Source organism: Stenotrophomonas maltophilia, assembly GCF_006970445.1.
GTDB lineage: Bacteria > Pseudomonadota > Gammaproteobacteria > Xanthomonadales > Xanthomonadaceae > Stenotrophomonas > Stenotrophomonas maltophilia_AU.
Genome location: NZ_CP033877.1, coordinates 583,508 through 608,335 on the forward strand (window position 1 = coordinate 583,508; position 24,828 = coordinate 608,335).

Annotated in this window: 21 protein-coding genes; 6 read left to right on the plus strand and 15 right to left on the minus strand. The window is 63.5% G+C overall.

The genetic code is table 11. The features are described 5' to 3' along the window. Position 1: 1 nt before the first annotated feature. Complete coding sequence (locus tag EGM71_RS02620; RefSeq protein WP_101764904.1) at positions 2-304, plus strand: hypothetical protein; 303 nt, start codon at positions 2-4, stop codon at positions 302-304. Continuing rightward, entirely contained in the window at positions 304-1,458 is a 1,155-nt protein-coding gene (locus tag EGM71_RS02625) for a glycosyltransferase family 2 protein (protein WP_135966947.1), read from the plus strand. Before EGM71_RS02620 ends, EGM71_RS02625 begins: the two co-directional genes overlap by 1 nt. Before the next feature lie 26 nt (positions 1,459-1,484). Here EGM71_RS02625 and EGM71_RS02630 read toward each other — a convergent pair whose 3' ends face one another. The 15 genes from EGM71_RS02630 to EGM71_RS02700 all read right to left on the minus strand — a co-directional run bounded on the left by EGM71_RS02630 (position 1,485) and on the right by EGM71_RS02700 (position 20,994). Next, the gene (locus tag EGM71_RS02630; RefSeq protein WP_101764906.1) at positions 1,485-2,777 is read right to left on the minus strand and encodes an acyltransferase family protein; all 1,293 of its coding nucleotides are present in this window, start codon (positions 2,775-2,777) and stop codon (positions 1,485-1,487) included. 142 nt (positions 2,778-2,919) lie between these two features. Next, positions 2,920-5,865, minus strand: a complete 2,946-nt coding sequence (locus EGM71_RS02635) for an FkbM family methyltransferase (RefSeq protein WP_188487634.1) — start codon at positions 5,863-5,865, stop codon at positions 2,920-2,922. After that, positions 5,862-7,178, minus strand: coding sequence for an ABC transporter ATP-binding protein (locus EGM71_RS02640; protein WP_101764908.1), 1,317 nt, complete (start codon positions 7,176-7,178; stop codon positions 5,862-5,864). The genes EGM71_RS02635 and EGM71_RS02640 overlap by 4 nt, the downstream gene beginning before the upstream one ends. Then, positions 7,168-7,986: an ABC transporter permease gene (locus tag EGM71_RS02645; RefSeq protein ID WP_101764909.1), complete on the minus strand. Its 819-nt coding sequence runs from the start codon at positions 7,984-7,986 to the stop codon at positions 7,168-7,170. Before EGM71_RS02645 ends, EGM71_RS02640 begins: the two co-directional genes overlap by 11 nt. A 72-nt stretch (positions 7,987-8,058) precedes the next feature. Further along, entirely contained in the window at positions 8,059-8,460 is a 402-nt protein-coding gene (locus tag EGM71_RS02650) for a GtrA family protein (RefSeq protein WP_101764910.1), read from the minus strand. Beyond that, entirely contained in the window at positions 8,457-10,322 is a 1,866-nt protein-coding gene (locus EGM71_RS02655) for a hypothetical protein (protein WP_188487636.1), read from the minus strand. Before EGM71_RS02655 ends, EGM71_RS02650 begins: the two co-directional genes overlap by 4 nt. Positions 10,323-10,339: 17 nt before the next feature. Beyond that, entirely contained in the window at positions 10,340-11,641 is a 1,302-nt protein-coding gene (locus EGM71_RS02660; protein WP_188487638.1) for an NAD(P)/FAD-dependent oxidoreductase, read from the minus strand. Between the two features lie 10 nt (positions 11,642-11,651). After that, on the minus strand, positions 11,652-13,808 hold the full coding sequence (locus EGM71_RS02665; RefSeq protein WP_188487640.1) for a hypothetical protein: 2,157 nt from the start codon (positions 13,806-13,808) through the stop codon (positions 11,652-11,654). A gap of 3 nt (positions 13,809-13,811) precedes the next feature. Next, on the minus strand, positions 13,812-14,756 hold the full coding sequence (locus EGM71_RS02670; protein WP_188487642.1) for an NAD-dependent epimerase/dehydratase family protein: 945 nt from the start codon (positions 14,754-14,756) through the stop codon (positions 13,812-13,814). A gap of 1 nt (position 14,757) precedes the next feature. Beyond that, the gene (locus EGM71_RS02675; RefSeq protein WP_188487644.1) at positions 14,758-15,489 is read right to left on the minus strand and encodes an SDR family oxidoreductase; all 732 of its coding nucleotides are present in this window, start codon (positions 15,487-15,489) and stop codon (positions 14,758-14,760) included. Positions 15,490-15,491: 2 nt separating this feature from the next. After that, positions 15,492-16,805 carry an FAD-binding oxidoreductase gene (locus tag EGM71_RS02680; protein WP_188487646.1) on the minus strand — a complete coding sequence of 438 codons (1,314 nt, stop codon included), beginning with the start codon at positions 16,803-16,805 and terminating at the stop codon, positions 15,492-15,494. Next, positions 16,802-18,217 (minus strand): UbiA family prenyltransferase, encoded by a 1,416-nt coding sequence (locus tag EGM71_RS02685; protein WP_188487648.1) that lies wholly within the window; start codon positions 18,215-18,217, stop codon positions 16,802-16,804. Before EGM71_RS02685 ends, EGM71_RS02680 begins: the two co-directional genes overlap by 4 nt. A 112-nt stretch (positions 18,218-18,329) precedes the next feature. Then, on the minus strand, positions 18,330-19,310 hold the full coding sequence (locus tag EGM71_RS02690; RefSeq protein WP_188487650.1) for a lysylphosphatidylglycerol synthase transmembrane domain-containing protein: 981 nt from the start codon (positions 19,308-19,310) through the stop codon (positions 18,330-18,332). Continuing rightward, entirely contained in the window at positions 19,310-20,248 is a 939-nt protein-coding gene (locus EGM71_RS02695) for an electron transfer flavoprotein subunit alpha/FixB family protein (protein ID WP_188487652.1), read from the minus strand. Before EGM71_RS02695 ends, EGM71_RS02690 begins: the two co-directional genes overlap by 1 nt. Continuing rightward, positions 20,248-20,994: an electron transfer flavoprotein subunit beta/FixA family protein gene (locus EGM71_RS02700; protein WP_188487654.1), complete on the minus strand. Its 747-nt coding sequence runs from the start codon at positions 20,992-20,994 to the stop codon at positions 20,248-20,250. The genes EGM71_RS02695 and EGM71_RS02700 overlap by 1 nt, the downstream gene beginning before the upstream one ends. 264 nt (positions 20,995-21,258) lie before the next feature. Between EGM71_RS02700 and rfbB the strand changes: the two genes are divergently transcribed. The 4 genes from rfbB to rfbD are packed head-to-tail and all read left to right on the plus strand — an operon-like array spanning position 21,259 to position 24,657. Further along, the gene (gene rfbB / locus EGM71_RS02705; protein ID WP_049443076.1) at positions 21,259-22,314 is read left to right on the plus strand and encodes a dTDP-glucose 4,6-dehydratase; all 1,056 of its coding nucleotides are present in this window, start codon (positions 21,259-21,261) and stop codon (positions 22,312-22,314) included. 14 nt (positions 22,315-22,328) lie between these two features. Continuing rightward, positions 22,329-23,216, plus strand: coding sequence for a glucose-1-phosphate thymidylyltransferase RfbA (rfbA, locus tag EGM71_RS02710; protein ID WP_188487656.1), 888 nt, complete (start codon positions 22,329-22,331; stop codon positions 23,214-23,216). After that, entirely contained in the window at positions 23,213-23,770 is a 558-nt protein-coding gene (gene rfbC / locus EGM71_RS02715) for a dTDP-4-dehydrorhamnose 3,5-epimerase (protein WP_049443078.1), read from the plus strand. Before rfbA ends, rfbC begins: the two co-directional genes overlap by 4 nt. Beyond that, positions 23,767-24,657, plus strand: coding sequence for a dTDP-4-dehydrorhamnose reductase (gene rfbD, locus EGM71_RS02720; protein ID WP_188487658.1), 891 nt, complete (start codon positions 23,767-23,769; stop codon positions 24,655-24,657). The genes rfbC and rfbD overlap by 4 nt, the downstream gene beginning before the upstream one ends. Positions 24,658-24,828: the final 171 nt, after the last annotated feature.

A 24,828-nucleotide genomic window follows, 5' to 3' on the forward strand; every position in this document is an offset into this window, starting at 1 on the left:
CATGAATACCACTGACCTAGATGGAATTTCCCTGGAGCAGGCGCTGATCGACTTCGAAGTCGCCAACGCCCGTGTAATGGACCTGACCTCGCGCTTGACGTCGATGAGCCGTGAACTGATCAGCGCACGTTCCGAACTGGAGCGCATCAAGGTGGAGCAGGCCACACATCGGGTTGCACCGGTGGTTCCGCCAGCTCTCGTTGCCGAGCATGCTGAACTGCAGGAGCGGTTCGAGCGCGTGCGGTCGTCGCGCGCGGTGCAGATTGCGGCGATCTTCAGTGGCAAGCTGCGGCGGTTCCTCTGATGGCGCGGCCACGCATTCTCCATTGCATCACCGTCTACAACGGACGGGCCTTTGTGCCCGCAGCCATCGAAAGTGCGATTCGCATGGACCAGACGCACGCACAGATCGACGTACTGGTGCTGGACGATGCCAGCCCTGAGCCGGGCTGGAGCGAGGAACTGGCTGAGTTCTGTCGTGAGCGCGACGTTATGTACTACCGGACGCCGCGCAACCTGGGCATTCCGCGCAACGTGAGCCTTGGCATGCTGACTGCGGTCAAGCGTGGCTATGACTACGTGGTGATCAGCAATTCGGACGTGCTGTATCCGCGCGACTTGATGGGGCAGATGCTGGAGGTTTCCCGGCAGCCAGGCGTCGGTTCGGTCACTGCCTGGTCCAACAACGTTTCGATCTATTCGTTGCCGAATGAAGATCCCAACCGCTTCCTGCATGACCAGGGTGTGGTGGATTGGGTGCATGCGGGTCTGGCGGGTCATTTCGGCAACGCAGCGATGGATATTCCGGCAGGTATTTCCTTCTGCATCCTGATCTCAACCGATGTCGTGCGCGAGGTCGGGATCATGGATCCTTGTTTTGGTCGTGGTTACTGCGAAGAAACGGACTGGAGCCTGCGAAGCCTGGCGGCTGGGTACCGCATTGCACTGGCGCCGGGGACCTACGTGTTCCACCACGGACGTGGTTCCAATCTGGACGCGGGCATCGTGTCGCTCAATGCGACCACGGTACCCGGGAATGAGGCGATCATCGATCTGCGCTATCCGTTGTTCCGCCAGCAGGTGGACGCGTTCGTACAGTCCGGTGTCCTTTCCAGGGCGCACGAGGATGCGATTCGCAAGTTGGTGATCAGCGCGGGCCGGCAGTTCGGCTACGGCATTGATGTAGGCTGGGTGGCGCGCGATCGCAGTGACGAGAGCCAGGTCATTGTTCAGTTCTCACCCGACGCAGTGCAGGGCGAGGTAGTGGCATCGTTCCGCGGCTTCCGTCTGCCCATGAAGCTGACATCCGGAGGCTTGGGGGCGCAGATCCGCTCCGTGTTTGGCGCGGAGCCCTCTGTATTGAACCTGTTCGACCGCGGGAGCGTGGCGGAGTCCCTGTCGGCCGAATTCGCTTCGGTGGCTCGCCCCGGCTTTGGAAACTATCCGGCGACGATTTGACATCGCCGGATCGCGGTCTTTGCGGCTCAATGCCCTGTGGCACTGGGCCGTGGGGGCGTCCGCACGCGTTGGCTGGCGCGTGCGGACCATATCATCGAAGGCTTTTCGACGGTCAGGAACAGGATCAGCGAAAGCAGCAGGATCACGCCGGTTCCCGCGGTCAGGAACTTCGCCAAATGCCACCAGGGATGCGTTTCCGCAGCGATCCAGTAGTGGTTGTTCATGGTGTACAGCAGCGGCATGTGAATCAGGTAGATCGAGTACCCCAGCACGCCGAACAATGCCAGTCCTGGAATACTGGCGAAGCTGCGCTTGAGCATGCTGCTGCCAAGCGAAAGGCCCAGGATGATGAGGCCGTACGCGACGGCAAATGGCATTGATTCAAAGTAGTAGAACAGCCGTGCAGCCCGATCGTCTGCTCGGAAGTAGGCCGTGGGATCCTGGAATCCGTAGGCCAGAGACAGGCCACCAAGCTTGAACATGAGCGCAAGCAGCAGCGCAGCCCCAAGCAGTGCATAAAGCAGGCCGGCGGTTTCGGTCAGCAAGGGATGCGTGCGTGGCTTCAGCAGCAGCGCACTGATGCCGATGCCGATCGCGAAGTGAGGTAGATAGCCCAGGATCTGGTGGCTGAGGAAGAAGCGGACGCCCTCGCTCGACCAACCGAGGCCAAAGGTATGCCGCTGGAGGAAATCAACCAAGCCATCGAGGTGGTAGCGGCACAGGTATAGCCACACGCTGCTGAGCAGGAAGGCAGCAAGAATGCCCTGCCACCATCGGCCGCGGTAGAAGGCACGGACCACCAGTGGCAGCACGAGATAGAAGAGCATCTCAATGGTCAGCGTCCAGAAGGGCGTCCCTACGCTGTAAGCGCCGAAGGAGAACAGGAACAGCGATTGGCCGAATGCCAGGTGGCTGATGAATATGGCTGCGCCGGCCGTGCTCCAGACCTTCTCCTGTGGAATGAACACCGGGGTGTAGAACAGGACCACGAGGAACAGCACCAGCCAGTAGGGCGGGCCGATCCGAAGGATGCGTGCTTTGATGTAGGGTAGGTATTCGGGCGCCGGCTTGCCATTTGCATCAGCGCGAAGGAAGCGGGTGGAGAGCAGGACGCCGCTGAGGACGAAGAACAGGTCCACACCCGAGGACATCATTACGATGATGCGTGACAGCTCGACGCCTGCGATGCTTGCCGATGGCGACCATGAAAGGCCCCATGCATGACGCACCAGAACGAAGAGCACGGCGATTCCGCGCACCGCGTCGAGGAAGGGAATGTTCTTGTCCGGATTAGGTAGCAGCTTTTCAGCAAGGGCCATGGATCAGGTCTATCCGGGACATGGAAGGGGTGGTAGCTGTGGGACAGGCTAGCGAAAGCTACCACATCCGCCTCCGCCTGTCGGCGGCGATGCTTTCATCTGCCAGTAATCGTGCCAGCATGGGTGCTGGCACGATCCATCATCAGCCACGTGTGCCGCGATACACCCGAGCAAGTCCGCGCGCCAGCTTGGACATTCCCGGAACACGCAACAGCCTGTCAATCATGCGACCCAAGCGGACGCCGGTACGCTGGCCGGTGGTACGTAGCGACGGAGGAGGCAATGTCGCGGCCAGTCCATCCAGTCGGCGCAGGGCTGTGGCGACCTGCTTCGCATCGACGCGACGCATTGCCTCGTTGAGAGTGGCGTAGACCTCGAGAGCTGAACGCCGCCATCCATCCGCTTCGCCTGGCCGTCGTTGGTTGCTCCAGGCCGGGATGCCGGCGCTGAGGCGTGTGACCAGTTCGCGGGTGGTTTCATAGCGGTGGATGTTGGCTGACGTGGCTATCTGCCCGGCCAGCTCCCGGTTCAGCCCGGTATCGCGCACGAACACCGGGCGGTGGTGCGCCAGTGCGTGCAGGACCGGGAAACCGAAGCCCTCATAGTGGCTCGGGAACACCACCAGCTCGGCATCGCGATAGAACGCACGGAACGTCTGGTCATCGATATGGCCGGCTTGGAATGCTTCGATGTCCTTTGATCGCTCCACATCCTGCGGGTAACCGATGGCGATGATCCTGCGGCCCGGTAGGGCATCGGCCAATGCGTCTGCCGTTTCCTTCACGAACTTGTGTGCGTAGTGGTTACCGATCACCAGGATATGGTTGCCAGCTGCCGCACCCGGCTCGTGCTCGGCATAATCAGCCGGATCCAGTGAATGGCGCGACACGCTCTGCATCACGTGGGGGGCGATCGAGTAGCGCTGGCGGATGCGATCCAGCGTGAACGCAGAGTTGGTGAACAGCACGCTCATGTTCTCCAGCGCGAAGCGCCAGATGTCTTCATCCATGTCCAGCGCAAGATATCCGCAGTCGCTGGAGATGGTGTCGAGCATGAAAATGCCCACTACTGGAGCCGTGCTGAACAGCCGGGTGAGTACGTCCACCTGGTAGGGCTGGCCGATGCGCACGACGGCTGCCGCCTGCCCATTGCTCTGTCCGGGCTCAAGCCGGGTCAGGCCAGTTAGACGCGGCATGCCGTGGAAGTCCCATGCCTCCAGAGTCATGATCACGCCGATGCGCACTTCGTCGGGCCAGGAGCGTAGTGCCGCAGCGACGAGCTTCACCCCCGACTCGAACGTGCCGTTGTGGAAGGCGCCGAACGAGGAAAAATCGAACGCGATCGTTCGCGGCGAATCCGTTGGTTCGAGCGCCTCAAGCAGCGTCTCGGCACGGTACTCGGGTGAATGATAGTAGCGTTCGACCAGCTTCGGGTATTCCGGATAACGCGCGCGCAGCAACGCTCCGTTGTGTGCGTCACGCTCGCTTCGCTGCTGCTGGGTGGTGGCGAAGGACTGCTCGCCTTGGTGCCATACGAAGGCATGGTTGGCCAGCACCGCCCGATAGCCTGCGCGATTGGCGCGCATGATCAGGTCGTTCTCTTCGTTGTAGCCCTTGCCATACGCTGTGTCGAATACGCCGAACTCGGAGAGCAACGTGCCACGGATCCAGAGCGCGAAGCCGATGGCAGTCGGTGCCAGGGTGCAGCGTGGCAGCCTTCGTGCCAGCGGCGCAAAGCGGGCGAAGGCTTCGTCGGCGGTGACATCCTTGTGCTCGAACGAGTGGGGCAGGCTGGCCAGGGTGGCATTGTTGCTGCGAGGGCAGACGAAACCGAACATGGGATCTAACCCGGCGACGGCCAGCATTTCGGCGATTGCACCGGGCATCACTTCGGTATCGGAATTGAGCAGAAGTACGTCGGCCCCCTCTTCGATCGCGCGGGCAAACGCGCGGTTGCAGGTACCGATGAAGCCAAGGTTGTCCTCGTTGGCGATGCCCTCGAGCGGTACGCCCTCCAGGCCGGCCTGCAGTGCTTCATCCAGGGCAAGCGCCAGGCCCTCGTGGCCAGGGCTGTCGTTGTAGAACCAGACTGATGCGCGTGCGGCGATCAGCTCTCCGGAGACGCTGCGCAGTCCACGCATCAGCGGTGCGACGAGCTGTTCGTTGCGATAGAAGGGGACCACCACGTGCAGTGGCGGGTGAACCTGCGCCTCTGCGTCGACGGCGTGCGGTGCCTGCCGGTGCACGGCTTCCACCTCCGGGGCATCCGGGAGCATCTCTGGCAGGTACTGCGGCTTTTCGAGCAGCAGAGCCACCACGTCCTCCAGAGTGTTGATCACGCGCATGTCCTGCAGGGGCAGGTCATCCACGCGCTCCTTTGGCACCAGGAACAGCGCGCATTCGGCGTTGCTACCAAAGAAGTTATCCGGGCAGCCGTTGATATTGTCAGGGTTGTACGCGGGATAGATCGATCCGAATGCGCGATAGCCCAAGTTTTCCGATGCAGCCAGCGTTGACGCAGCGCCGCTGACCGAGTTGCATTCGGCGAACACCACTGGCCGGCAGCGCTCGAGTGTTTGTCGCGCGCCGCGGATGACATTTGCCTCCATGCCTTCGACGTCGATCTTGATCAGGTCCAGTCGCGGCAGTTCAAGCATGTCGAGGGTTATCAGTTCAACCTCGTAGCCGCCACCCTGATCTACCAGAGCCAAGCTGCCCAGGTTCTGACTGCCTTCCTCCGGATCAAGGAGGTGAATCGTGCCCGGCTGGTCGGATACCCCCACATTCCGGGCCTTGATGACAGCATCCAGGACATTGCGATGGATGTTGCGGCCAAGCACCGCGAACGTATTGCGGCGGGGTTCGAACGCCAGCACCTGCCCCAACGTGCCAGTTGCGCGCGCCAGTGCGACGGCGTGGGTGCCGATAAAGGAGCCCACATCGGCCACCACGCCGCCCGTCGGGACAAAACGACGCAGAAGGTCCAGCTCTGTTTCAGCCCATTCGCCATACCAGCGGAGCGAATCAGCGACGACAGAGTCGCCCGGAAGGGTTTCGAAGACGCCATGGCGCCCGTTGATCGTGGTCATGTGCTGTGCGACGTTCGGAACGAGACATCCAGCGGCTGCGCACCGGAAATGCCGTGAACAAGCTGGGAATTGAGGGCCGTCAGCACGATTACGTCGTGCAGCCAATGATGCTGGACGTGATCATCGCCGGGGCCTTCGGCTAAGGCTACATCCAGGCTGTACTCGCCACGGACGAGCCGCGGCAGGCGCATCTGGAAGGCGACCGTGAATGTGCTGCCGGCCTCGACTGAGATGGCCTCCTCCCGCAGGTAGCTGTCCGAGCTCTCCGCAACGACGAACTGCCCTTTGCGATCCTTCAGCATGAAGCCGATTGCCGGATAGGCAAGCGTCTTGCCTGCGCGTGCAGTGATGGAGAGGTGAACGTCATCGTTGGAGGTGAACTCGGTCAGCGCATTTCCATCCACATCGGTGAACACAGCGTGCTCGATCACCGCGCCGCCTGCTCCGAATCCATCGGCCTCGGTGCGGAAGCTGCCAGCATGGAAGCGGGTGGCCTGCACGTTGGCTGCTTGATAGTTGCCCGGTCGCGCTGATTGCGGGCCCACGGCTTCAGGAGCCTCCATGCGGTCAGCGTAAAGGTCCCGGAGGTAGATAGCGGAGATTTCACGGGCGCTGCCTACATCGCAGAGATAGTGCCCTGCCTGACGGCGAAGCAGCACGGCGGACGCGCACAGCGCGTTGACCGCACCCATGTCATGGCTGACGAACAGCAGGGTGCCGCCCTGGCGCTGGAAGCCGGCCAGGAAACGCATGCACTTCTGCTGGAAGTAGGCATCACCCACGCTCAACGCCTCATCGATGATGAGGATGTCGGCGTCCACGTGCGCGATTACCGCGAACGCCAGCCGGACGTACATGCCGCTGGAGTAGGTTTTTACTGGCTGTTCGATGAAGGCGCCAATATCGGCAAACGCCGCGATGGCGTCGAAGCGCTTGGACACCGTCTCGCGATCGACGCCATACAGCGAAGCGGCCAGGTAGACGTTCTCGCGGCCGGAAAACTCCGGATTGAAGCCGGCCCCGAGTTCCAGCAGCGCCGCGACCCGGCCATTGACGGTGATCTCGCCCTCGGTCGGGGTGAGGGTGCCGCAGATCATCTGTAGCAACGTGGACTTGCCGGCGCCGTTGCGGCCAATGATGCCGACCGTCTCGCCGCGACGGATCGTGAAGCCCACTTCGCGGAGTGCCCAGAACTCGCGGTAGTACTGCCGATGGCCACGCCAGAGCATCTGCATCAAGCGGTGAGCGGGTTTTTCGTAGATGTTGAAGCACTTTCCCAGGTCACGCACCTGGATCGCGATGTCAGAGCACATCGGCAAACCCCCTGCGCGTGCGTTGGAAGAAGGCGAAGCCGGCGATGAAAACCAATGCTGAAACCAGTAGGCAGACGGGGTACAGCACCGGGTCCAGGCCCTTGCCCCAGATCAGGACATCTCGCATCTGAGCGACGATCGGCGCCAGTGGATTGATGTTGAGGAACGGCCGCAGCGAGGCCGGGATCGCGTCGATCGGATAGAAGATGGGGGTCAGGAACATCACCGCGGTGGTGATGATCGCCGTGATCTGTGCGGTGTCGCGCAGGAACACGCCCAGTGCCGACAGCAGCCAGGCGACGCCGGTCATGAACAGGACCATCGGCAGCATGACCACCGGGGCGAGCAGGGCGGTCACCGGCGGCAGGCCCGTCGAGACCAGATAGAACAGCAGCCACACCACCAGGTTCACGGCCAGGCTGAACATGGCCGTGAGCACGCTCACCCATGGCAGCACTTCGAGCGGGAAGACGACCTTTTTCACGTAGTTCGCGTTGCCCACGATGAGGGTGGGAGCGCGGTTGAATACTTCCGAGAACAGGTTGAACACCAGCAGGCCACTGAACAGGACCAGGGCGAACTCGGTGCGCGAGCCGCTGCCACCGGGCCAACGCGCCTTGAAGACCTCGCTGAACACGAAGGTGTAGATGGCCAGCATGAAAATTGGCTGCACCAGCGCCCAAGCCAGTCCCAGCAGGGACCCCCGGTAGCGGGCTGCAATTTCTCGGGCGGCCAAGGCTACGACCAAGCCGCGATTATGGCGCAGGCTGCGCAGTAGATGCAGCGGGGAACTGGGGTAGGCTTCCATTCATCGGTGACAAAGGGGACGACCCCCTAGTTTACTTCGCGCCGGAGGGGGGTGCAGCGTTATCGTTCAGGTTCAATCGACCCCGCGGCGTGCGAATGTGAAGTGTTTGTGACCGAGATAAGCCGTTACGATCGGGACGGCTACGCCGACCAGATGGGCGCTCAGTGGGATATCCAATGGCCACGACAGTGCAGGCAGGGCCCAGCGCTTGAGAACGATGCTGATGCCCAAGGTCTGCAGCAGGCTGATTGCGTTGATGCCGACGAACCAGGCGACCTGCTGTGCGATAGGCCGGTTCGAACCCTTGAACACCAGGACTCGATTGAGGATGAAAGCCGTCAGCATGCCCAGCCCATAGGCAAGGCAGACCGCCACCTCGAAAGGGAAAGCAAGGCTGAACAGGACGCGGCTACCGACATTGACCGCCGCCGCAGTGCCACCACAAATAACAAACAGGAGGAACTGGCGACTCATGCCTGCGTCTCTCGGTGGCGATTGGCTGCGCCGGATACGGCGGCGATCAGCATCATGAGGGTCAGCACCAGGGCGATGTACAGGCCGGGGCCGCAACGTTCTTCTGCTACGACGCGAAACTGGGTAAGACGGCCCGCTTCGATCGGCGGTGTTACCGCGACCCAGCCGTGGGGATCGTTGTCCACGATATGCAATTGGTACTCATCCGCAGGCAGATCCAGCAGACGCGGCCTCCAACGATCGCCGGCTACGCCTTGGGTCACCAATTCTATGGTGTGTTGCTTGCCGACCAGGGTGGCGGCCACCCCTGGTGGCCCGTAGCCACCCTGGAAGTACAGCATCCTGCCGCCCTTCACCAGCACCGGCGCACTGCTGCAGTCGATGATGTTGGCGTCGCCGCCATCGACAAGATAAGTACCGATGGCCTGTGGACGGTTGGGCAACCCCGCGAAGGCGCCGGGGTGCTCCAGTCCGCTGCAGTGGTCCGTCGGGAACGCCAATGGCCGGCGAATCTCGATGGGCATGATGGAAGCTGCGTCTGAGCGGCTCAGGACGTGATCGATGCGTTCGGCGTCTGGATAGGGGAAGCGACCGGGGGTGTCGCGCAGCGCGTCGAGATCACCATCGCGCAGGTAGGTCGCCAGTATCTTTTCCTGCATGGCGCCAGCAATCGAGCGCTCCTGCATGCTGCCCTTGGCGGCGACGAAGGTCGGGAACGAGGAAAGCGCGATCCAGCCGATGAATACCGCAGGTACTGTGGTGCGACCCCATGAAGGGAGCCGCGATCCATTGCCGAAGCAAGCGTGCAGTACCAGCCACAGGTTGTTGATCACACCGATGGCCAGCAGGTCGGTGTAGCGCGAGGTCACCACGTTGTGCACCTCTGTGCCCCGCGAGTAGGCCATGGCTACGGCCTGCACCAGCACCCAACCTGCGACTGCGAAAGCGAAACGCTCTCCCCGCGAAATGCTCTGTCGGGTCAGCGTGCGGCGCAGCATTGCGAGGGTAAGAGCGACCGTCGGCAGCCAAAGCACCGCTACGCTGATCCAGCGCGGTCGCAACGGCCAGGCAAGGGTATTGCGCAGGGCCTCCAGGAACTGGCCGATGGAACGAGCATGGAAGGTGTCGCCATGTGGTGGTGCGGGAAGGGTCACAAGACCCACGACGGTGACCGCCAGCATCAGAAACAGGGCAAGACCGCCCCTACGGCGGTCAACATCAGCGGCGAGCAGGCGATAAACGAGCAGACCCGCCGCTGCCGCAGCGGCAAAGATACCGCTGGCCATGGTGAACAGGGCGAGTACCGAGCAGATCAGAATGGCCAGCAGGCGCCTGCGATCCAGTACCTCAGCCGATGCCAGCCAGATGGTGATCAATGACAGAAGTGCCAGGATGAAGAACTGGTTCTGGAACCCAGCGATCAGATTTTCCCAGCCGAAAGGCGCAGAGGCCAACGCAAAAATGCCCAGGATGAGGAACGGACGGGCAGCGGGCACCAGCGTACGCATGCCGACCCAAGCCATAGTGCCCAACGCGGCCGCGTACGGGACGATGTTGAACAGCATTTCCACCTTGGCATCGAACTGGTTCCCATTGGCTGCAAACAAGCCGAGTGAAACAAGCCGTGTGAAAAGAATGCGGTGTTCATTGTGTGCCGCGAACAACTGGCTGAAGTGGAGCTCGCCCCGCAGATAAGGCAACAACAGGTTGTCGAGCTCGGCATCCCATTGGTCCCAGAACGGACTGCTGCTGCCGAAACGGAGCACCAGATAGGCGCGCACGGCCATCATCGGGACCAGCAGGATGGCCAGTAGGAACACCGGGTGCTGCGGATGGAACCACTGCAACAATCGGGTACGCACGGCACCTGATCTGGGGGTCATGCGCGCAGCGCCTCGTTCACCAGGGCCTCGGCCGTGTTGATGCTCTCGTTGATCGAGCGATCTTCAGGGTAGTAATACGCAGTGTCGGCCATGAAGAAGCCCTGCACCGGCGTGCGCATCGACGGCAGCATCTCCTGGAAGCCCGGCGGACAGATCGTCTGCGCGAACTCATAGCGATGGCAGTGCGAGGCCAGCACCCAGTCACGCTCGAAGGCTGGGTTGATCCGCGCCAGGTAGCCCAGCACTTCCTCGATCAGCTCGGCGTTGGACTGCTGCCACTTCGGGTGGGTCTTGGGCATGTAGTACGGCGCGTACAGGATCTTCTGGTCCGGGTCGTGGCCCGGGTTGAGGTTGCTGTACTCGATCACGCCCGGGATCTCGATGCCCGGATCGCTGATGTTCATCCAGAAGTTTTCGCTCACCGCGTGCTTGAGCTTGAGGATCACGCAGGCGACGGGAATGTTCTGCACCGCCGCGACCTTGGCGCGGAAGTCCTCCGGCAGCCCCGGCACCAGCGCCGGCACGTACTGGATGGGTGCGGTGGAGATCACGCCGTCGTAAGCGGTGAATTCGCCGCCCACCGATACACCGCTGACCTTGCCGTTCTCGGACACTACTTCATCGATGCCCTGCGACAGCTCGATACGGCCGCCGCGCGCCTGGATGTCCTGCACCATGCGTTCCAGCAGCGTCATCGAGCCCCCTTCCAGGTAGCCCATGCTCTCGTTCATCAGGTTGCGGCGGGACAGTGCCACGCGCTTGATGCGCGTGCCGATCCAGCTGGCCGACAGGTTGTCCTTGAACTCGAAGAACTTCAGGCGGAAGGCATCCTTCCACATCACGTCATAGGCCTTCTGGCCGACCCAGCGCCGGATCCATGCGCCGGCCTCTTCCTTGTCCAGCGCCGTCCAGTCCTTGATGCCCTTGGTGTACATCACGTGCAGCGCATAGCGGAACTTGCTGATCGGCCCAAGGTGGGGGAAGGCCAGCAGTGCAAACGGGTTGCCCCACTTGTAGAGCTTTCCCTTGTAGAAATAGCCCATCTTGGTGTCGGTCCAGCGCAGCGCCTTGGACAGGCCGTAGCGCTCCAGCAGCGCGAAGAGCGGATAGTCGGTCTTGCAGATGAAGTGGTAATAGCGCTCGATCGACAGACCGTCGAAATCGAAGTTGGCCGACATGCCGCCAATGCGATCGTCACGCTCGTAGATCGTGACCGAACGGCCCTGGTCGAGGAGTTTCACGGCGGCCATCAGGCCCATGGGGCCTGCGCCGATGATGGCAAATCGCTTCTGGGTCATGGCAATCGTATCAATGGAAGGAAGTGGGGAGCGCCGTGAGACGGCACTCCGGGCGCGTGGCGAACAATTCGTACGCGGGGCTGTGGTAGATGTGCAGGGTACCGGTCGGGACGTCGTTGAAATCCGAGGCGATTCTGCCAATGCGGATAAATGACTGATCCATCTGGGAATAATAGCGCCTTGACCAGTCGTCGTTGAACGAGGTGCCGATGAACAGCACACAGTCCGTCGATGGTGGCGGGAGGTCCATGCCCAATACCTGGGGGTAAGTGATGACCTCGGTGCGTACGGCGCCCACTTCCGCGGCGATGCCCTGCAGTCGGTCGGTGCGTTCATCCAGTATCTGCTGCAGGTGGATGCGGTCGAAATAGGGGGCCAGTCGGGCGCTGACCGACATGCCCCAAGCGCCTGCCAGTACCAGCAGCCCCATGCAGGCCAGGTGCAGCAGCCTGCGGGCCAAGGGGCGCTGCAGCGCGAGGCGGGCCGCGGCGAACCGCTCGATGTTGGCAGCGCCAGCCACGGCAACCATCATGAAGGCTGGTATCAATGCGGTCAGATTGCGTTCGAAGAACACCGACTGGACCAGGAAGGCGCCAAACGTAATGGCGAAGACCGCCAGGAAGCCGGCCTTGGCTGGTGCCAGCGAGGTGCGGAAGTAGCCCATCACATGCAGCACCACCAAGGGCAAGCCGAGGGTGGCCAGGTAGTAACCGGTGATCCAATGCCATTGCGGAACCAGCCCGTGCGTCATCGGCCCAAACGGGGGATGGCCCCCGCCGTACTGGTGGTCCAGCGCCTGGATGCCCGCCAGGAATCCGGGAAGGTCAGCCACGATGGCCGGTGAACCGACGCAGATGCCGAAGACAACACCTGCCAGCGATGCGCCGCCGAACATGCCAAGATGCTGGAGCTTCCGCGTCAATCCCGGTAACTGGCGTACAGGCTGCCATGCGGCAGCGACGCAGTACAGGCTGAAAACGGCATAGGTGAACTTTATGGTCGTCAGCACGCCAGCCAACATGCCCAGAAGGGCCAGGAGGCCGAACTGGGCCCAGCGTTGCTGAGGCTTCAGGCATGCGAGCGCGAACGCCAGCGTTGAGAGCAGCGTGCTCCATGCCTCTGGCCGGGCGTAATGCGCGTCCTGCAGGAATTGGGGGGTGGTCGCGACCAGAAGCACCCCGACCAGCGCATAACCAACACCCAACGTACGTACGAGCAGCAGGAGGCAGACTGCCAAGGTGAGGGCGGCGGACCAGCGCGAGAATTCGAGCAGGTAGTGCAGCAGGTCGAATTCGCTTTTGAATGCCGCTGGTGCAATCGCCTTGATGGTCAGGTAGACCGCTTGAATGTACCCGGAGAAGTTGTAGCGGAATGCATGGAACTCAGGAAGGTCAGCGCGAGCCCAATCGGTATTCAGATCGCCATGTTCATGCATGGCGACCATGACTTTCACCGGAATGGATTGGTCAGGATGATGCCAGACACCAGCGACGTCGCCCTGGTAGAGCTTCGCGGCCAGCAGTGCTACCGATGCAGCCAGAAGAACCAGTGAAACGGTGCGGCGGACAGGTGTTTTCCTGGGAGGTGTAGGCACGCCTTCGCTCCGTGGGGGCGGCAGAGCGAGCGCACTCAGCAGGATGCTGGCCAACAGCAGTGACATGATCGGAATGCCCAGACGCCCAGGCTCGGGCAGCATGCCAATGCCCGCCCACTGCTGGAATCCAGTCCCTTGGTCATCCAGGACCACGCGCAGGGGCCGTCCCGCCCAACTCTGCGGCACCCGGATGTTCAACGGCTGCCATTGCTCGCCCGCACGCTGGATCACATACAGTGATTCCTCATCATCCTCCAAGGCGATGCGCAGGCGTACTGCGTGTCCATCGATGTAGCCGGCCACCGCCAGTCGTGGGCGCATGGCGTGGTTGGCAGGCAGTCGCAGTTCGATCGTGCCACGCGCTTCGTCGCCGTTTGCGCAGTAGGTGATGGCGGCATGGTGGATGTCCGGATCGGCACGCAGGAACGACGATGCCGACGACGGGCAGCCACCCTTGGGGGCTGTAGCGCCCATTGGGAGCTCCGATACCGGCGGTCGGATCCACAGCAGCAACGCCACAAGCAGGCATGCCGCAGCCAGTCCCTGGCCCAGATACCAGCGTCCTTCCCGCACGCGTCAACGCTCCAGTACGATCTTCGCGTAGCGCGGATCGGTGTAGCTCTCGCGAATTGCTTCTTCAAACGGCGTCTGCTTCACGCCGAACACGGCATCAGTGTCGATGCCCTTGAAGTCATCGCCGGCACTGAGTGCCTTCAGCTGGTCGGCGGTGAAGGGCGGTTTGCTGCTGAACAGGCTGTAGACCTTCAACAGGAAGCCGAAGAAGCCGATCGGGATGTGCACGATCACCGTATGCAGCTTCTTGACCCGCTTGATGGTGCGGATGATGTCCACGTAATCCACACGGGTATCGCCGACGATGTCGAAGACCTCGCCGTCCGGTTCGGTTTCGATGCACTTGGCGATGCAGCGGCAGAAGTCGCGTTCATACAGGGGCTGGCGCATGAACTTGCCATCGCCCGGGATCGGGAATACGGGCGTGCGTGCCATGAAACGCGACAACCAACCCAGGTGCTTGGGGTCGAACCAGCCGAACATCAGTGTCGGGCGCAGCACGCAGTGGCGCTGGCCGCTGGCGACCACCATCTCCTCCTGTTCGCGCTTGGTATTGGTGTAATCGTCCTTGGCGACCGAATTCACCACCGACGAGCTGATGTGCACCATGTAGGGCACAGCGGCATCCTGGGTCGCCTTCAACACATGGCCGGTGGCCGTGATGTTGTTGCGGACGAACAGGTCGGTGGTCTTGCCGGTGATCTGCGCGTGCAGCTGCACCACGCAGGCGGCACCGTTGAATTCACCGGCCCACGCGCCAGGTTCAGCCAGGTCGGCTTTCACCACGCGGACATCCGGATGCAGGCCGTGCAGGATATCCAGGTTGTGGGCATGCTTGTCGATGGCGACCAGCTGGGTGTAACCCTGCTGCTTGAGCTCGACGATCAGGTTCTGCCCCACCAGGCCGGCAGCACCGGTGATGACGATCTTGGCGTGCTTGTCGGTCATGTCAGAGCTTGATCCTGCGGAAGACGAATTCGGGGATGTTCTTGATGATCATCATGATGGCCCACCAGAAGCCGGGCAGGTAGGCAACGGCCTTGCGCTTGCCGATCGCCTTGAGGATGCCGGCGGCGACCTTGTCCGGTGTCGCCCACAGGGCGCCCTTCTTGAACGCGGCGGTCATCGGCGTATCGACGAAGCCGGGCTTGATGATCAGTACGTTGATGCCAGCCGGACGCAGGCGCTGGCCCAGGCCGCTCAGGTAGGCGGTGACCGCTGCCTTGGCGCTGCCGTACAGGTAATTGCTGGCGCGGCCGCGATCACCGGCCACCGAGGAAATGACGGCCAGGCTGGCACCGGACTGCAGGCGCTGTGCCAGGGCCGCTGCAAGGGCGATGGTCGAGGTGCCATTGGTGGCAAACTCGCGCAGCGATAGATCCACCGAGGCATCGCAGTCAGCCTGGTCAGGCAGGGTGCCGTGGGCGATCAGGACGGTATCGATGCCGCCCAGCGCGGCCCATGCGTTGTCCAGGAGGGCGCCGTGGGCGGCCACATCGTTCACGTCCAGCACGCCGCTGTGCACGTGCGGGGCACCGCGCACGCGCAGGTCGGCGGCAATGGCGTCCAGCTTGCCGGCACTGCGACCCACCAGGTAGAGCGCGGCGCCACGTGCGGCGTATAGGCGCGCAACCGATTCGGCGATGGCCGAGGTCGCGCCGATGATCAGGATCTTCTGCATGGTTACTCCATCACCCGGCGCCAGAAGCCGGATGAGAATCGAGGGTCGATGAAGCGGGAGAAGGCTTCCCAGGCCGGGTAGGCCTGGCGGAACAACGCGCCGGACATGCGCGCGTCCTTGGCCGCGTACACAGCACCGCCGGCTTCGCTGACGATGCGGTCCAGGCGGTCGAGCATCTTCAACAGCTCGGGACCGTCATTGGGGAAATCCAGCGCCAGGGTGGTACCCGGGCGCGGGAAGGAGAGCAGCCCCGGCGAGGGCCGGTCGCCGAATTCCTTCAGTACCGCCAGGAACGAACCGCGCCCGCTGCGGGCAATTTCGCCCAGCAGCGCAGCGGTGGCGTCGCGCGCGGTGGCCGGCGGCAGCACGCACTGGTGCTGCAGGAAGCCGCGCGGGCCGTACATGCGGTTCCAGTGGTTGATGCCGTCCAGCGGATAGAAATAGCTCTGGTAGTGCGATACGTGGCGGGCCCGGCGAGCCGGCTGGCGCCAGTAGTACAGCGTGTTGAACGGACGCAGGGTCAGTGGATTGACCAGTGATACCGGCGGCACGATGGGCATGCTGCGGCGAGGGGCCGAACTGGGCGTGGCCGCGTGGGCGTCGCCTGGTGCATGATCGCCGCGCAGGAAATGCCCGCGACCAAGCGCTCGGCCCTTGGCCAGGCAGTCGATCCAGGCAACGGTGTACTCGAAATCAGTGGCCGACTCGCGCGACAGCGCGAAGAACTCGTCCAGGTTGTCGAAACGGATCGACTCGGTTTCGATCCAGGGGCCTGGTACCCGACGAAGCTGCAGCTCGGCCCAGGTGATGAAGCCGGTCAGGCCCAGCCCACCTGCGGTGGCGGCGAACAGGCCGCTGCTGTCGTCCGGCGTGAGCTGCTGGCGCGAACCATCGCTGCGCAGCAGTTCAAGGCGCAGCACGTGGTGGCAGAACGTACCTGCGCGATGGTGGTTCTTGCCGTGCACGTCGTTGCCGATTGCGCCGCCCACGGTCGCGTAACGGGTGCCCGGGGTGACCGGCAGGAACCAGCCGCGCGGCAGCGCGATGTCCAGGATGTCGGCCAGGGTCACCCCTGCCTCGCAGCGCACGATGCCCGCGGCCGGATCGAAATCGATGAAACGGTCAAGGGCGCGGCTGGTCAGCAGGGTCGCGCCTGGGTTCAGGCAGCTGTCGCCGTAACTGCGCCCGTTGCCGTGGGGCAGCACAGTGCCGCCCTCTGCGGGCAGCGGCAGGGCAGCAGCGCGGTCGAGCACCGGAAGGATCCGCTGCTCTACCCGCGGGTAGCGCCCCCAGGACTGGCCAACCGCTGCACTCATATGGCAATCAGGACGATCAGCACGCACAGTGCGATGACGATCTGGCTGCCGCGGTCCATCGCCGCGAACACGATCGGGTCGTCATGCATGTCGCCCCGGTGCGAGACGATCCACATCCGGCTGATCCAGTACAGCAGGATCGGGCACAGCAGCCACAGCAGCTTGGGACTGGTATACAGCTCCAGGCTTTCCGGGCTGTTGATGTACAGCGCGAAGACCGCGACGCCGATGTAGCCGGCGGCCGCGCCCAGCGACTGCACCAGCGGCAGGTCGGCCACCGAGTAGCCTCGGCCGATCGCCATTTCCTTGCCGCTGGCCAGTGCCGAGGCCAGTTCGGTATAGCGCTTGAGCATGGCCAGGCTGAGGAACACGAACATCGAGAACGCCAGCAGCCAGAACGACAGTTCAGAGTTGATCGCCACCGCGCCGCCGATGATGCGCACCGTGTACAGCGCCGCCAGCATCACCACGTCGATCATTACAATGCGCTTGAGCTTGAGCGAGTAGCTCAGGGTCATCACGTAGTAGCACAGCAGCACGCCCGCGAAGGCCGGGCTGCAGGCCAGCGCCAGGGCGAAGCCGGCCAGGGTGATCAACGGCGCCACCAGCAGGCCATGCAGCAGCGGCAGCGTGCCCGCGGCAAATGGGCGCTTGCGCTTGCGCGGATGCATCCGGTCTGGGGTCAGGTCCAGCAGATCGTTGAGCAGATAGACGCCTGACGCGCACAGACCGAAGGCCAGGAAGGCCGTGCCTGCATCGATGATCGAGGTGAGATCGAAGAAGCGGTGGGCAGTCAGTAGCGGTACCAGCACCAGCAGGTTCTTCAGCCACTGGTAGACGCGCAACGCCTTGATCCAGGTGATCAGACCGCCGTTCTGAGAGGGCAGGTGGGCAAGCACTTCGGTCTGCTTCGCCGCAGCACTGGCCAGCCCGGCCCCGTTGTTGACCACGATCGCGCCGCCAGCATGGGCCCAGACCTTCAGGTCGACCGTGCCGTTGCCCATGTAGTCGAAGCCTCGTTCGCCAAAGCGCGCTGCCAGTGCCTGCCCCTTGTTGCTGCCGGACAGGTTGGTCTGGCCATCGCTGGCCATCACTTCCTCGAACAGTCCCAGATGGTCGGCGATGGGCTGGACCAGCAGGCGGTCGGAGGCGGTGCACAGCACGCGGGGGCGTTGGGTGGTGGTGCGCAGTATGTCCAGCACCCGCTCGTCGTAGGGCAGTGTTTCGGCGGGCAGCTTCACGCGGGAGGCCAGCTGCCGCTTTACGTAGGCTTTGCCCCGCAGCAGCCAGAACGGCACCAGGAACAGGTACAGCGGGTTGTGGGCCAGCAGGGCCAGCAACGATTCGTACAGGATGTCCGAGCGGAGCAGGGTGCCATCCAGATCGACGCATAGGGCACGAGAAGAGGTCACAGCCGAGGTGCCTCGTCGCAGAAGGCGGCATGGTTCTGCATGTAGGTACTTTTTCGCACGGATGAAATCATCCTGAATGATAAGGGAACCATGTTGAGCGCGCAGCCATGGATCAGGGCGCGGGACGTGGCCTGGCGGCCAGCTCCAGGCGTGCCATGGCCAGCATGCCGACAACGACCGCCAGCCACAGGCTGACCAGCCGGATGCCGATGGCCACGGTCAATGCAGCGTCCACCTCGACCCCGGAAGCGCCGAGCATCAGCACGATGGCCGCCTCGGTGGTCCCTACGCCACCAGGGACGAGGGACAGTGCGCCGATCAGCATGGCCAGCGGATAGATGCTCAGCATCAGCAGCCAGGGCAGACTGATGCCCATGGCCTGACATAGCAAGGTAAAGGCCAGGGCAGTCAGCAGCCACGCCGCTCCGCCCTGCAGGGCGGAGCGAAGCAGCAGGCGCCAGCACAGCAGTGGGTCGAGCGCGCGGGTGCCAGCGATCAGGAAATGGCCAAGTCGGCGTACCGGCGAGCCCGGAAGGTACTCGATGAGACGATGCGCGCCGCGAGCAAGAGGTGGCCAGCAGGCCAGCAAACCGAGGATCAGAAGGACTCCCAGAATGATGGTGGCCAGCACGCCGAACGCAGGGATCATGTGGGCCGCACCGATAGCCAGTACGGTGATCACCAGCAGATCCAGTGCGCGCTCGAAGATGAATGTCGCCAAGGTGGCACCAGCCGGTACGCCTTGCCAGCCGAAGTAACGGATACGGAGCAGTTCACCTGCCTTGCCAGGCGAAGCGGTGAAGGCGAAGCCGGCGAGGTAGGCCAAGGCGCCAAGGCGCCAGCCTTGCAGTCGCAGCCCCTGCGCGGAGAGCGCCGATCGCCAGCGCTGGTAGCGGAAGGCATAGCTGACCAGTACCAGCCCGGCGCAAAGGGCCAGAGTGCCGTTGAGGTTGCTCAGCTGCGCGAGGATGTTGCGCTCGCGGTCGATGTACCACAGTGCAGCGAGATATGCAGCCGCAATGGCGACGACCCATGAGCCTGCGCGCCCCCGGCGCACCGGCTTTACCGGCGCCGGGGACGAGCAGTCCGTCATTACAGCGCCTGTTCCAGCTCGGGCAGGATCGCGAACAGATCCCCCACCAGGCCGATATCGGCAATCTCGAAGATGGGCGCGTCGCCATCCTTGTTGATCGCGACGATCGTGCCAGCATCCTTGATGCCGGTCAGGTGCTGGATCGCACCGCTGATGCCTACGGCCACGTACAGTTCCGGCGCGATGATCTTGCCAGTCTGGCCGACCTGCAGGTCGCTGGGCACGTAGCCGGCATCGACCGCGGCGCGCGAAGCACCGACGGCGGCACCGAGCTTGTCGGCCAGCTGGAAGATGACCTTGAAGTTCTCTTCCGAACCGACACCACGGCCACCGGAGACCACGCGCTTGGCGCTCTGCAGGTCCGGGCGGTCGCTGGCGCCAGCGGCGAGGCCGACGAAGCGGGTGTGGGTCGGCAGGGCAGCATCGACGCTGGCCGCTTCGATGGCGGCGCTGCCGCCCTGGGCGGCTTCCGGCCACGACGCGGCACGCACGGTGGCGACCACGATCTGGTCGGCCGGGGCTTCCACGGTGATGATCGCGTTGCCGGCGTAGATCGGGCGCTTGAAGGTGTGGCTGCCTTCAACGCTCATCAGGTCGGAGACCTGGTTGACGCCGAGCAGGGCGGCCACGCACGGCATCAGGTCCTTGCCGAAGGTGGTCGACGGGCCGAACACGTGGGTGTAGCCCTTGGCCAGCTGCGCGATCTGCGGCGCCAGCACCTGGGCGATGGCCTGCGCATTGGCAGCGTTGGCCACGGTAAGGACCTTGGCGACGCCGGTGATCTTCGCGGCCTCGGCGGCAACGGCGGCCGGGTCGGCGGCCAGCACCAGCACGTCGATGCTGGCACCGCTGATGGCGGCAGCAGCGCTGACGGTCTTGGCGGTAGCGGCGTTGAGCTTGCCGTCGTGGTGCTCGGCGATGACGAGAATCCTGCTCATTACAGCAACCCCTTCTGCTTGAGTGCGGCAACCAGTTCGGCCGCGTCCTTGACCATCACACCCTTGCTGCGCTTGGACGGCGCGGCGTACTGGGTGGTCTTGAAGGTGTCGGCGGCTTCAACGCCGAGGTCGGCCAGCTGCAGGGCCTCCAGCGGCTTGGCCTTGGCCTTCATGATGTCCGGCAGCTTGATGAAGCGCGGCTCGTTCAGGCGCAGGTCGGTGGTGACCACCGCCGGCAGATCGACTTCCAGCGTTTCCAGGCCGGCGTCGACTTCGCGGGTCACCGTGGCTTTGCCGTCGGCAATGTCCAGCTTGCTGGCGAAGGTCGCCTGCGGGCGGCCCCACAGCGTGGCCAGCATCTGGCCGGTCTGGTTGGCGTCGTCGTCGATGGCCTGCTTGCCGAGGATCACCAGGTCCGGCTGTTCCTTCTCGATCAGCTTGAGCAGGGTACGTGCGGCGGTCAGCGGCTGGATGGCCTGGTCGGTGACCACATGGACGGCACGGTTGGCACCCATGGCCAGGCCGTTGCGCAGATGCGCCTGGGCATCGGCCGGAGCAATGGTGGCGACCACGACTTCGCTGGCGATGCCCTTGTCGCGCAGGCGCAGGGCTTCTTCCAGAGCGATTTCATCGAAGGGATTGGGGGACAGCTTGACGCCGTCGGTGACCACGCCGGAACCGTCCGGCTTGACCTGAATGCGGACGTTGTAGTCCACCACGCGCTTGTACGCGACGAGGATTTTCATCTGGTACGGGGTCCTTCAATAACGGGGAGAACGTCCGGTCCTCGCACAGCAACCGGTTCGGGGGTGGGATCCCGATTCTAGCTGGCTTGAGGGGACCATGCGAATGCGTATGGTTATGTTGCGGCGCGGCATGGGACGGACGGAGCAAGTGCGCCATTCACGACACGCTGGCAGTCGTGAAGACGGGGGACATGTATGCTGTGCCGCTGTGCGGGAGCGCCCAAGTGCGCCCCATGGATGACATTTCGATCAGGAGAACAGGTAGTGCCCACATGGCTTGTCACCGGCGGCGCCGGATTCATTGGCGGTAATTTCGTCCTCGAAGCCGTCGCCCGCGGCATCAAGGTCGTTAACCTTGATGTGCTGACGTACGCCGGCAACCTGAAGACTCTGTCCAGCCTGGAGGGCAACCCCGACCACGTGTTCGTGCAAGGCGACATCGGCGACCGTGATCTGGTCGCCCGCCTGCTGGCCGAGCACCAGCCGGACGCGGTGCTGAACTTCGCCGCCGAAAGCCATGTCGATCGTTCCATCGATGGCCCGGGTGCGTTCATCCAGACCAACGTGGTGGGCACCCTGGGCCTGCTGGAAGCGGTGCGCGACTACTGGAAGGCGCTGCCGGCCGGGCCGGGCGCCGCCTTCCGCTTCCTGCATGTGTCCACTGACGAGGTGTACGGCACCCTGGGTGAGACCGGCAAGTTCAGCGAAACCACGCCGTACGCTCCGAATTCCCCGTATTCGGCGTCGAAGGCCGCTTCGGACCACTTGGTCCGCGCCTTCCACCACACCTACGGGCTGCCGGTGCTGACCACCAACTGCTCGAACAACTACGGTCCGTACCACTTCCCGGAGAAGCTGATCCCGCTTGTGATCGCCAAGGCGCTGGCCGGCGAGCCGCTGCCGGTGTACGGCGATGGCAAGCAGGTGCGTGACTGGCTGTTCGTGTCCGACCATTGCGAAGCGATTCGCACCGTGCTGGCCAAGGGCCAGGTCGGCGAGACCTACAACGTCGGTGGCAACTCGGAAAAGCAGAACATTGAGGTGGTGCAGGCCATCTGCGCGCTGCTGGACCAGCGCCGCCCGCGTGCGGACGGCCAGCCGCGCAGCAGCCAGATCACCTACGTCACCGATCGTCCTGGTCATGACCGCCGCTATGCGATCGATGCGTCCAAGCTGAAGAACGACCTGGGCTGGGAACCGGCCTACACCTTCGAGCAGGGCATCACCTTCACCGTCGACTGGTACCTGGACAACCAGGAATGGGTCAACGGCGTGCTCGACGGCAGCTACCGCCTGCAGCGCATCGGCACCGCAGCCTGAATCCAGGAGATCTCATGACCCAGCGCAAGGGCATCATCCTAGCCGGGGGTTCCGGCACCCGGCTGTATCCGATCACCAAGGGCGTCAGCAAGCAGCTGTTGCCGGTGTACGACAAGCCGATGATCTACTACCCGCTCAGCGTGCTGATGCTGGCGGGCATTCGCGAAGTGCTGATCATCAATACCCCGCACGAGCAGGCGCTGTTCCAGCAGTTGCTGGGCGACGGTTCGCAGTGGGGCATGGACATCCAGTATGCAGTGCAGCCAAGTCCGGATGGCCTGGCCCAGGCCTACCTGATCGGCCGTGAGTTCGTCGCCGGCAAGCCGAGCTGCCTGGTGCTGGGCGACAACATCTTCCACGGCCACGGCCTGCGCGAGGTGCTGCGCAACGCCGACCAGCGTGACCAGGGCGCCACCGTGTTCGGCTACTGGGTGAATGATCCGGAACGCTACGGCGTGGCCGAGTTCGACAGCAACGGCAAGGTCATCAACCTGGTGGAAAAGCCCGAGAATCCGCGCTCCAACTACGCGGTGACCGGCCTGTACTTCTACGACGGCAATGCCAGCGACTATGCGGCCGAGCTGAAGCCTTCGCCGCGTGGCGAGCTGGAGATCACCGATCTGAACCAGCACTATCTGCGCGAAGGGCAGCTGCACTTGGAGGCGCTGGGTCGTGGTTATGCCTGGCTGGATACCGGCACGCACCAGTCGTTGCTGGAAGCATCCAACTTCATCGAAACCATCCAGACCCGCCAGGGCCTGCAGGTCTGCTGCCCGGAGGAAATTGCCTTCGGCAAGGGCTGGATCAACGCTGAACAGCTGGAAGCACTGGCGGCGCCGCTGATCAAGAATGGCTACGGCCAGTACCTGCATAAACTCGCTCTGCGTGGAGTCGTTCCGTGAAAGTGATTGAAACCAAGTTGCCCGGTTGCGTGGTGATCGAGCCGGCGGTGTTCGGCGATGCCCGCGGTTATTTCTTCGAAACCTGGAATGCCGAGCGCTTCGCTGCGCTGGGCCTGCCGGATCGTTTCGTGCAGAGCAACGTGTCGACGTCCGCGCAGGGCGTGCTGCGCGGCCTGCATTACCAGTGGCCGCGCCCGCAGGGCAAGCTGGTCAGCGTGCTCGAAGGCGAGGTCTACGATGTGGCCGTCGACATCCGTCGGGGCTCGCCGACCTTCGGCCAGTGGGAAGCGGTGGTGCTGAGCGCGGAGAACAAGAAGCAGTTCTGGATTCCGGAGGGCTTCGCCCACGGTTTCGCCGTGCTGTCCGAGCGTGCGGTCTTCAGCTACCTGTGCACCGAGGTCTACCTCAAGGACTTTGATGCCGGCGTGCGCTGGAACGATGCCGACATCGCAGTGGACTGGCCGGTCAGCGCACCGACCCTGTCGGCCAAGGACGAGAACGCGCCGTTCCTGAAAGACATCGCGGAAGACCGTCTGCCGGTCTACGTCGCATGACGGTGCTGGTGTTCGGCGGCAACGGCCAGGTCGGCCAGGAGCTGCTGCGCGCGCTGGCACCGCTGGGCAAGGTGGTTGCGACCACCCGCAGCGGAGTCCTGCCCGACGGAAGTGCCTGCGAAACGGCCGATTTCGGCCAGCCCGACTGCCTGCCGGCATTGCTGGACAGCGTGCAGCCGTCGCTGGTGGTCAATGCGGCCGCCTATACCGCAGTTGATCGTGCCGAGCAGGAGGTCGAAGCTGCCTTCGCTGCCAATGCGCAGGCGCCGGGCGTGATCGCGCGCTGGTGTGCGGCGCATGGCGTGCCGCTCGTGCATTACTCCACCGACTACGTGTTCGATGGCCAGGGCAGCGCGCCATACCGCGAGGACGAGCCGACCGCGCCGCTGGGCGTGTATGGCACCAGCAAGCGCGATGGCGAGGATGCGGTGCGCGCTGCCGGTGGCCGTCACCTGATCTTCCGCACAGCGTGGGTGTATGCATCGCACGGCGCCAACTTCCTGCGCACGATGTTGCGCGTGGGTGTCGAGCGTGACGTATTGCGTGTGGTGGCTGACCAGATCGGTACGCCGACGCCGGCGGCGCTGATCGCCGATGTCACCGCGCAGGCACTGCAGCATCCGGGCCAGCTTTCGGGGACCTGGCACCTGACCGCCAGTGGCCAGACCAGTTGGCACGGTTTTGCCGAAGCGATTTTTGCCGAGGCGCTGGCGACGGGAGTACTGGCCAAGGTGCCGTCGGTTGAAGCGATTGCCAGTTCCGAGTACCCGACACCGGCCAAGCGCCCGGCCTGGTCGGTGCTGGACAACCGTAAGCTGCAGCAGGATTTCGGCATCGTGCTGCCGGAATGGCAGGACGGTCTGAAGCGGGTGATCGCACAGTTCTGATCGCCGGCCGCGCGGTGCGGCGGATGACGGAAGCCCGGCCTTGGCCGGGTTTCTGCCTTTTCGCGCTGTGCAACGTTTCGAACCAGGCATTGCTGAGCGTGAGTACGCGCGAATCCGGTGCTGCTGAACTACCATGCGCAGCTGGATTCTCCCGCGCAGTGCGTCGAAGCT

What these genes read in the sequence shown, in the direction of transcription:
- EGM71_RS02620 (WP_101764904.1), top strand. Translation starts at nt 2, where the DNA reads ATGAATACCACTGACCTAGATGGAATTTCCCTGGAGCAGGCGCTGATC.
- EGM71_RS02625 (WP_135966947.1), top strand. Translation starts at nt 304, where the DNA reads ATGGCGCGGCCACGCATTCTCCATTGCATCACCGTCTACAACGGACGG.
- EGM71_RS02630 (WP_101764906.1), bottom strand. Translation starts at nt 2,777, where the DNA reads ATGGCCCTTGCTGAAAAGCTGCTACCTAATCCGGACAAGAACATTCCC.
- EGM71_RS02635 (WP_188487634.1), bottom strand. Translation starts at nt 5,865, where the DNA reads ATGACCACGATCAACGGGCGCCATGGCGTCTTCGAAACCCTTCCGGGC.
- EGM71_RS02640 (WP_101764908.1), bottom strand. Translation starts at nt 7,178, where the DNA reads ATGTGCTCTGACATCGCGATCCAGGTGCGTGACCTGGGAAAGTGCTTC.
- EGM71_RS02645 (WP_101764909.1), bottom strand. Translation starts at nt 7,986, where the DNA reads ATGGAAGCCTACCCCAGTTCCCCGCTGCATCTACTGCGCAGCCTGCGC.
- EGM71_RS02650 (WP_101764910.1), bottom strand. Translation starts at nt 8,460, where the DNA reads ATGAGTCGCCAGTTCCTCCTGTTTGTTATTTGTGGTGGCACTGCGGCG.
- EGM71_RS02660 (WP_188487638.1), bottom strand. Translation starts at nt 11,641, where the DNA reads ATGACCCAGAAGCGATTTGCCATCATCGGCGCAGGCCCCATGGGCCTG.
- EGM71_RS02670 (WP_188487642.1), bottom strand. Translation starts at nt 14,756, where the DNA reads ATGACCGACAAGCACGCCAAGATCGTCATCACCGGTGCTGCCGGCCTG.
- EGM71_RS02675 (WP_188487644.1), bottom strand. Translation starts at nt 15,489, where the DNA reads ATGCAGAAGATCCTGATCATCGGCGCGACCTCGGCCATCGCCGAATCG.
- EGM71_RS02680 (WP_188487646.1), bottom strand. Translation starts at nt 16,805, where the DNA reads ATGAGTGCAGCGGTTGGCCAGTCCTGGGGGCGCTACCCGCGGGTAGAG.
- EGM71_RS02690 (WP_188487650.1), bottom strand. Translation starts at nt 19,310, where the DNA reads ATGACGGACTGCTCGTCCCCGGCGCCGGTAAAGCCGGTGCGCCGGGGG.
- EGM71_RS02695 (WP_188487652.1), bottom strand. Translation starts at nt 20,248, where the DNA reads ATGAGCAGGATTCTCGTCATCGCCGAGCACCACGACGGCAAGCTCAAC.
- EGM71_RS02700 (WP_188487654.1), bottom strand. Translation starts at nt 20,994, where the DNA reads ATGAAAATCCTCGTCGCGTACAAGCGCGTGGTGGACTACAACGTCCGC.
- rfbA (WP_188487656.1), top strand. Translation starts at nt 22,329, where the DNA reads ATGACCCAGCGCAAGGGCATCATCCTAGCCGGGGGTTCCGGCACCCGG.
- rfbD (WP_188487658.1), top strand. Translation starts at nt 23,767, where the DNA reads ATGACGGTGCTGGTGTTCGGCGGCAACGGCCAGGTCGGCCAGGAGCTG.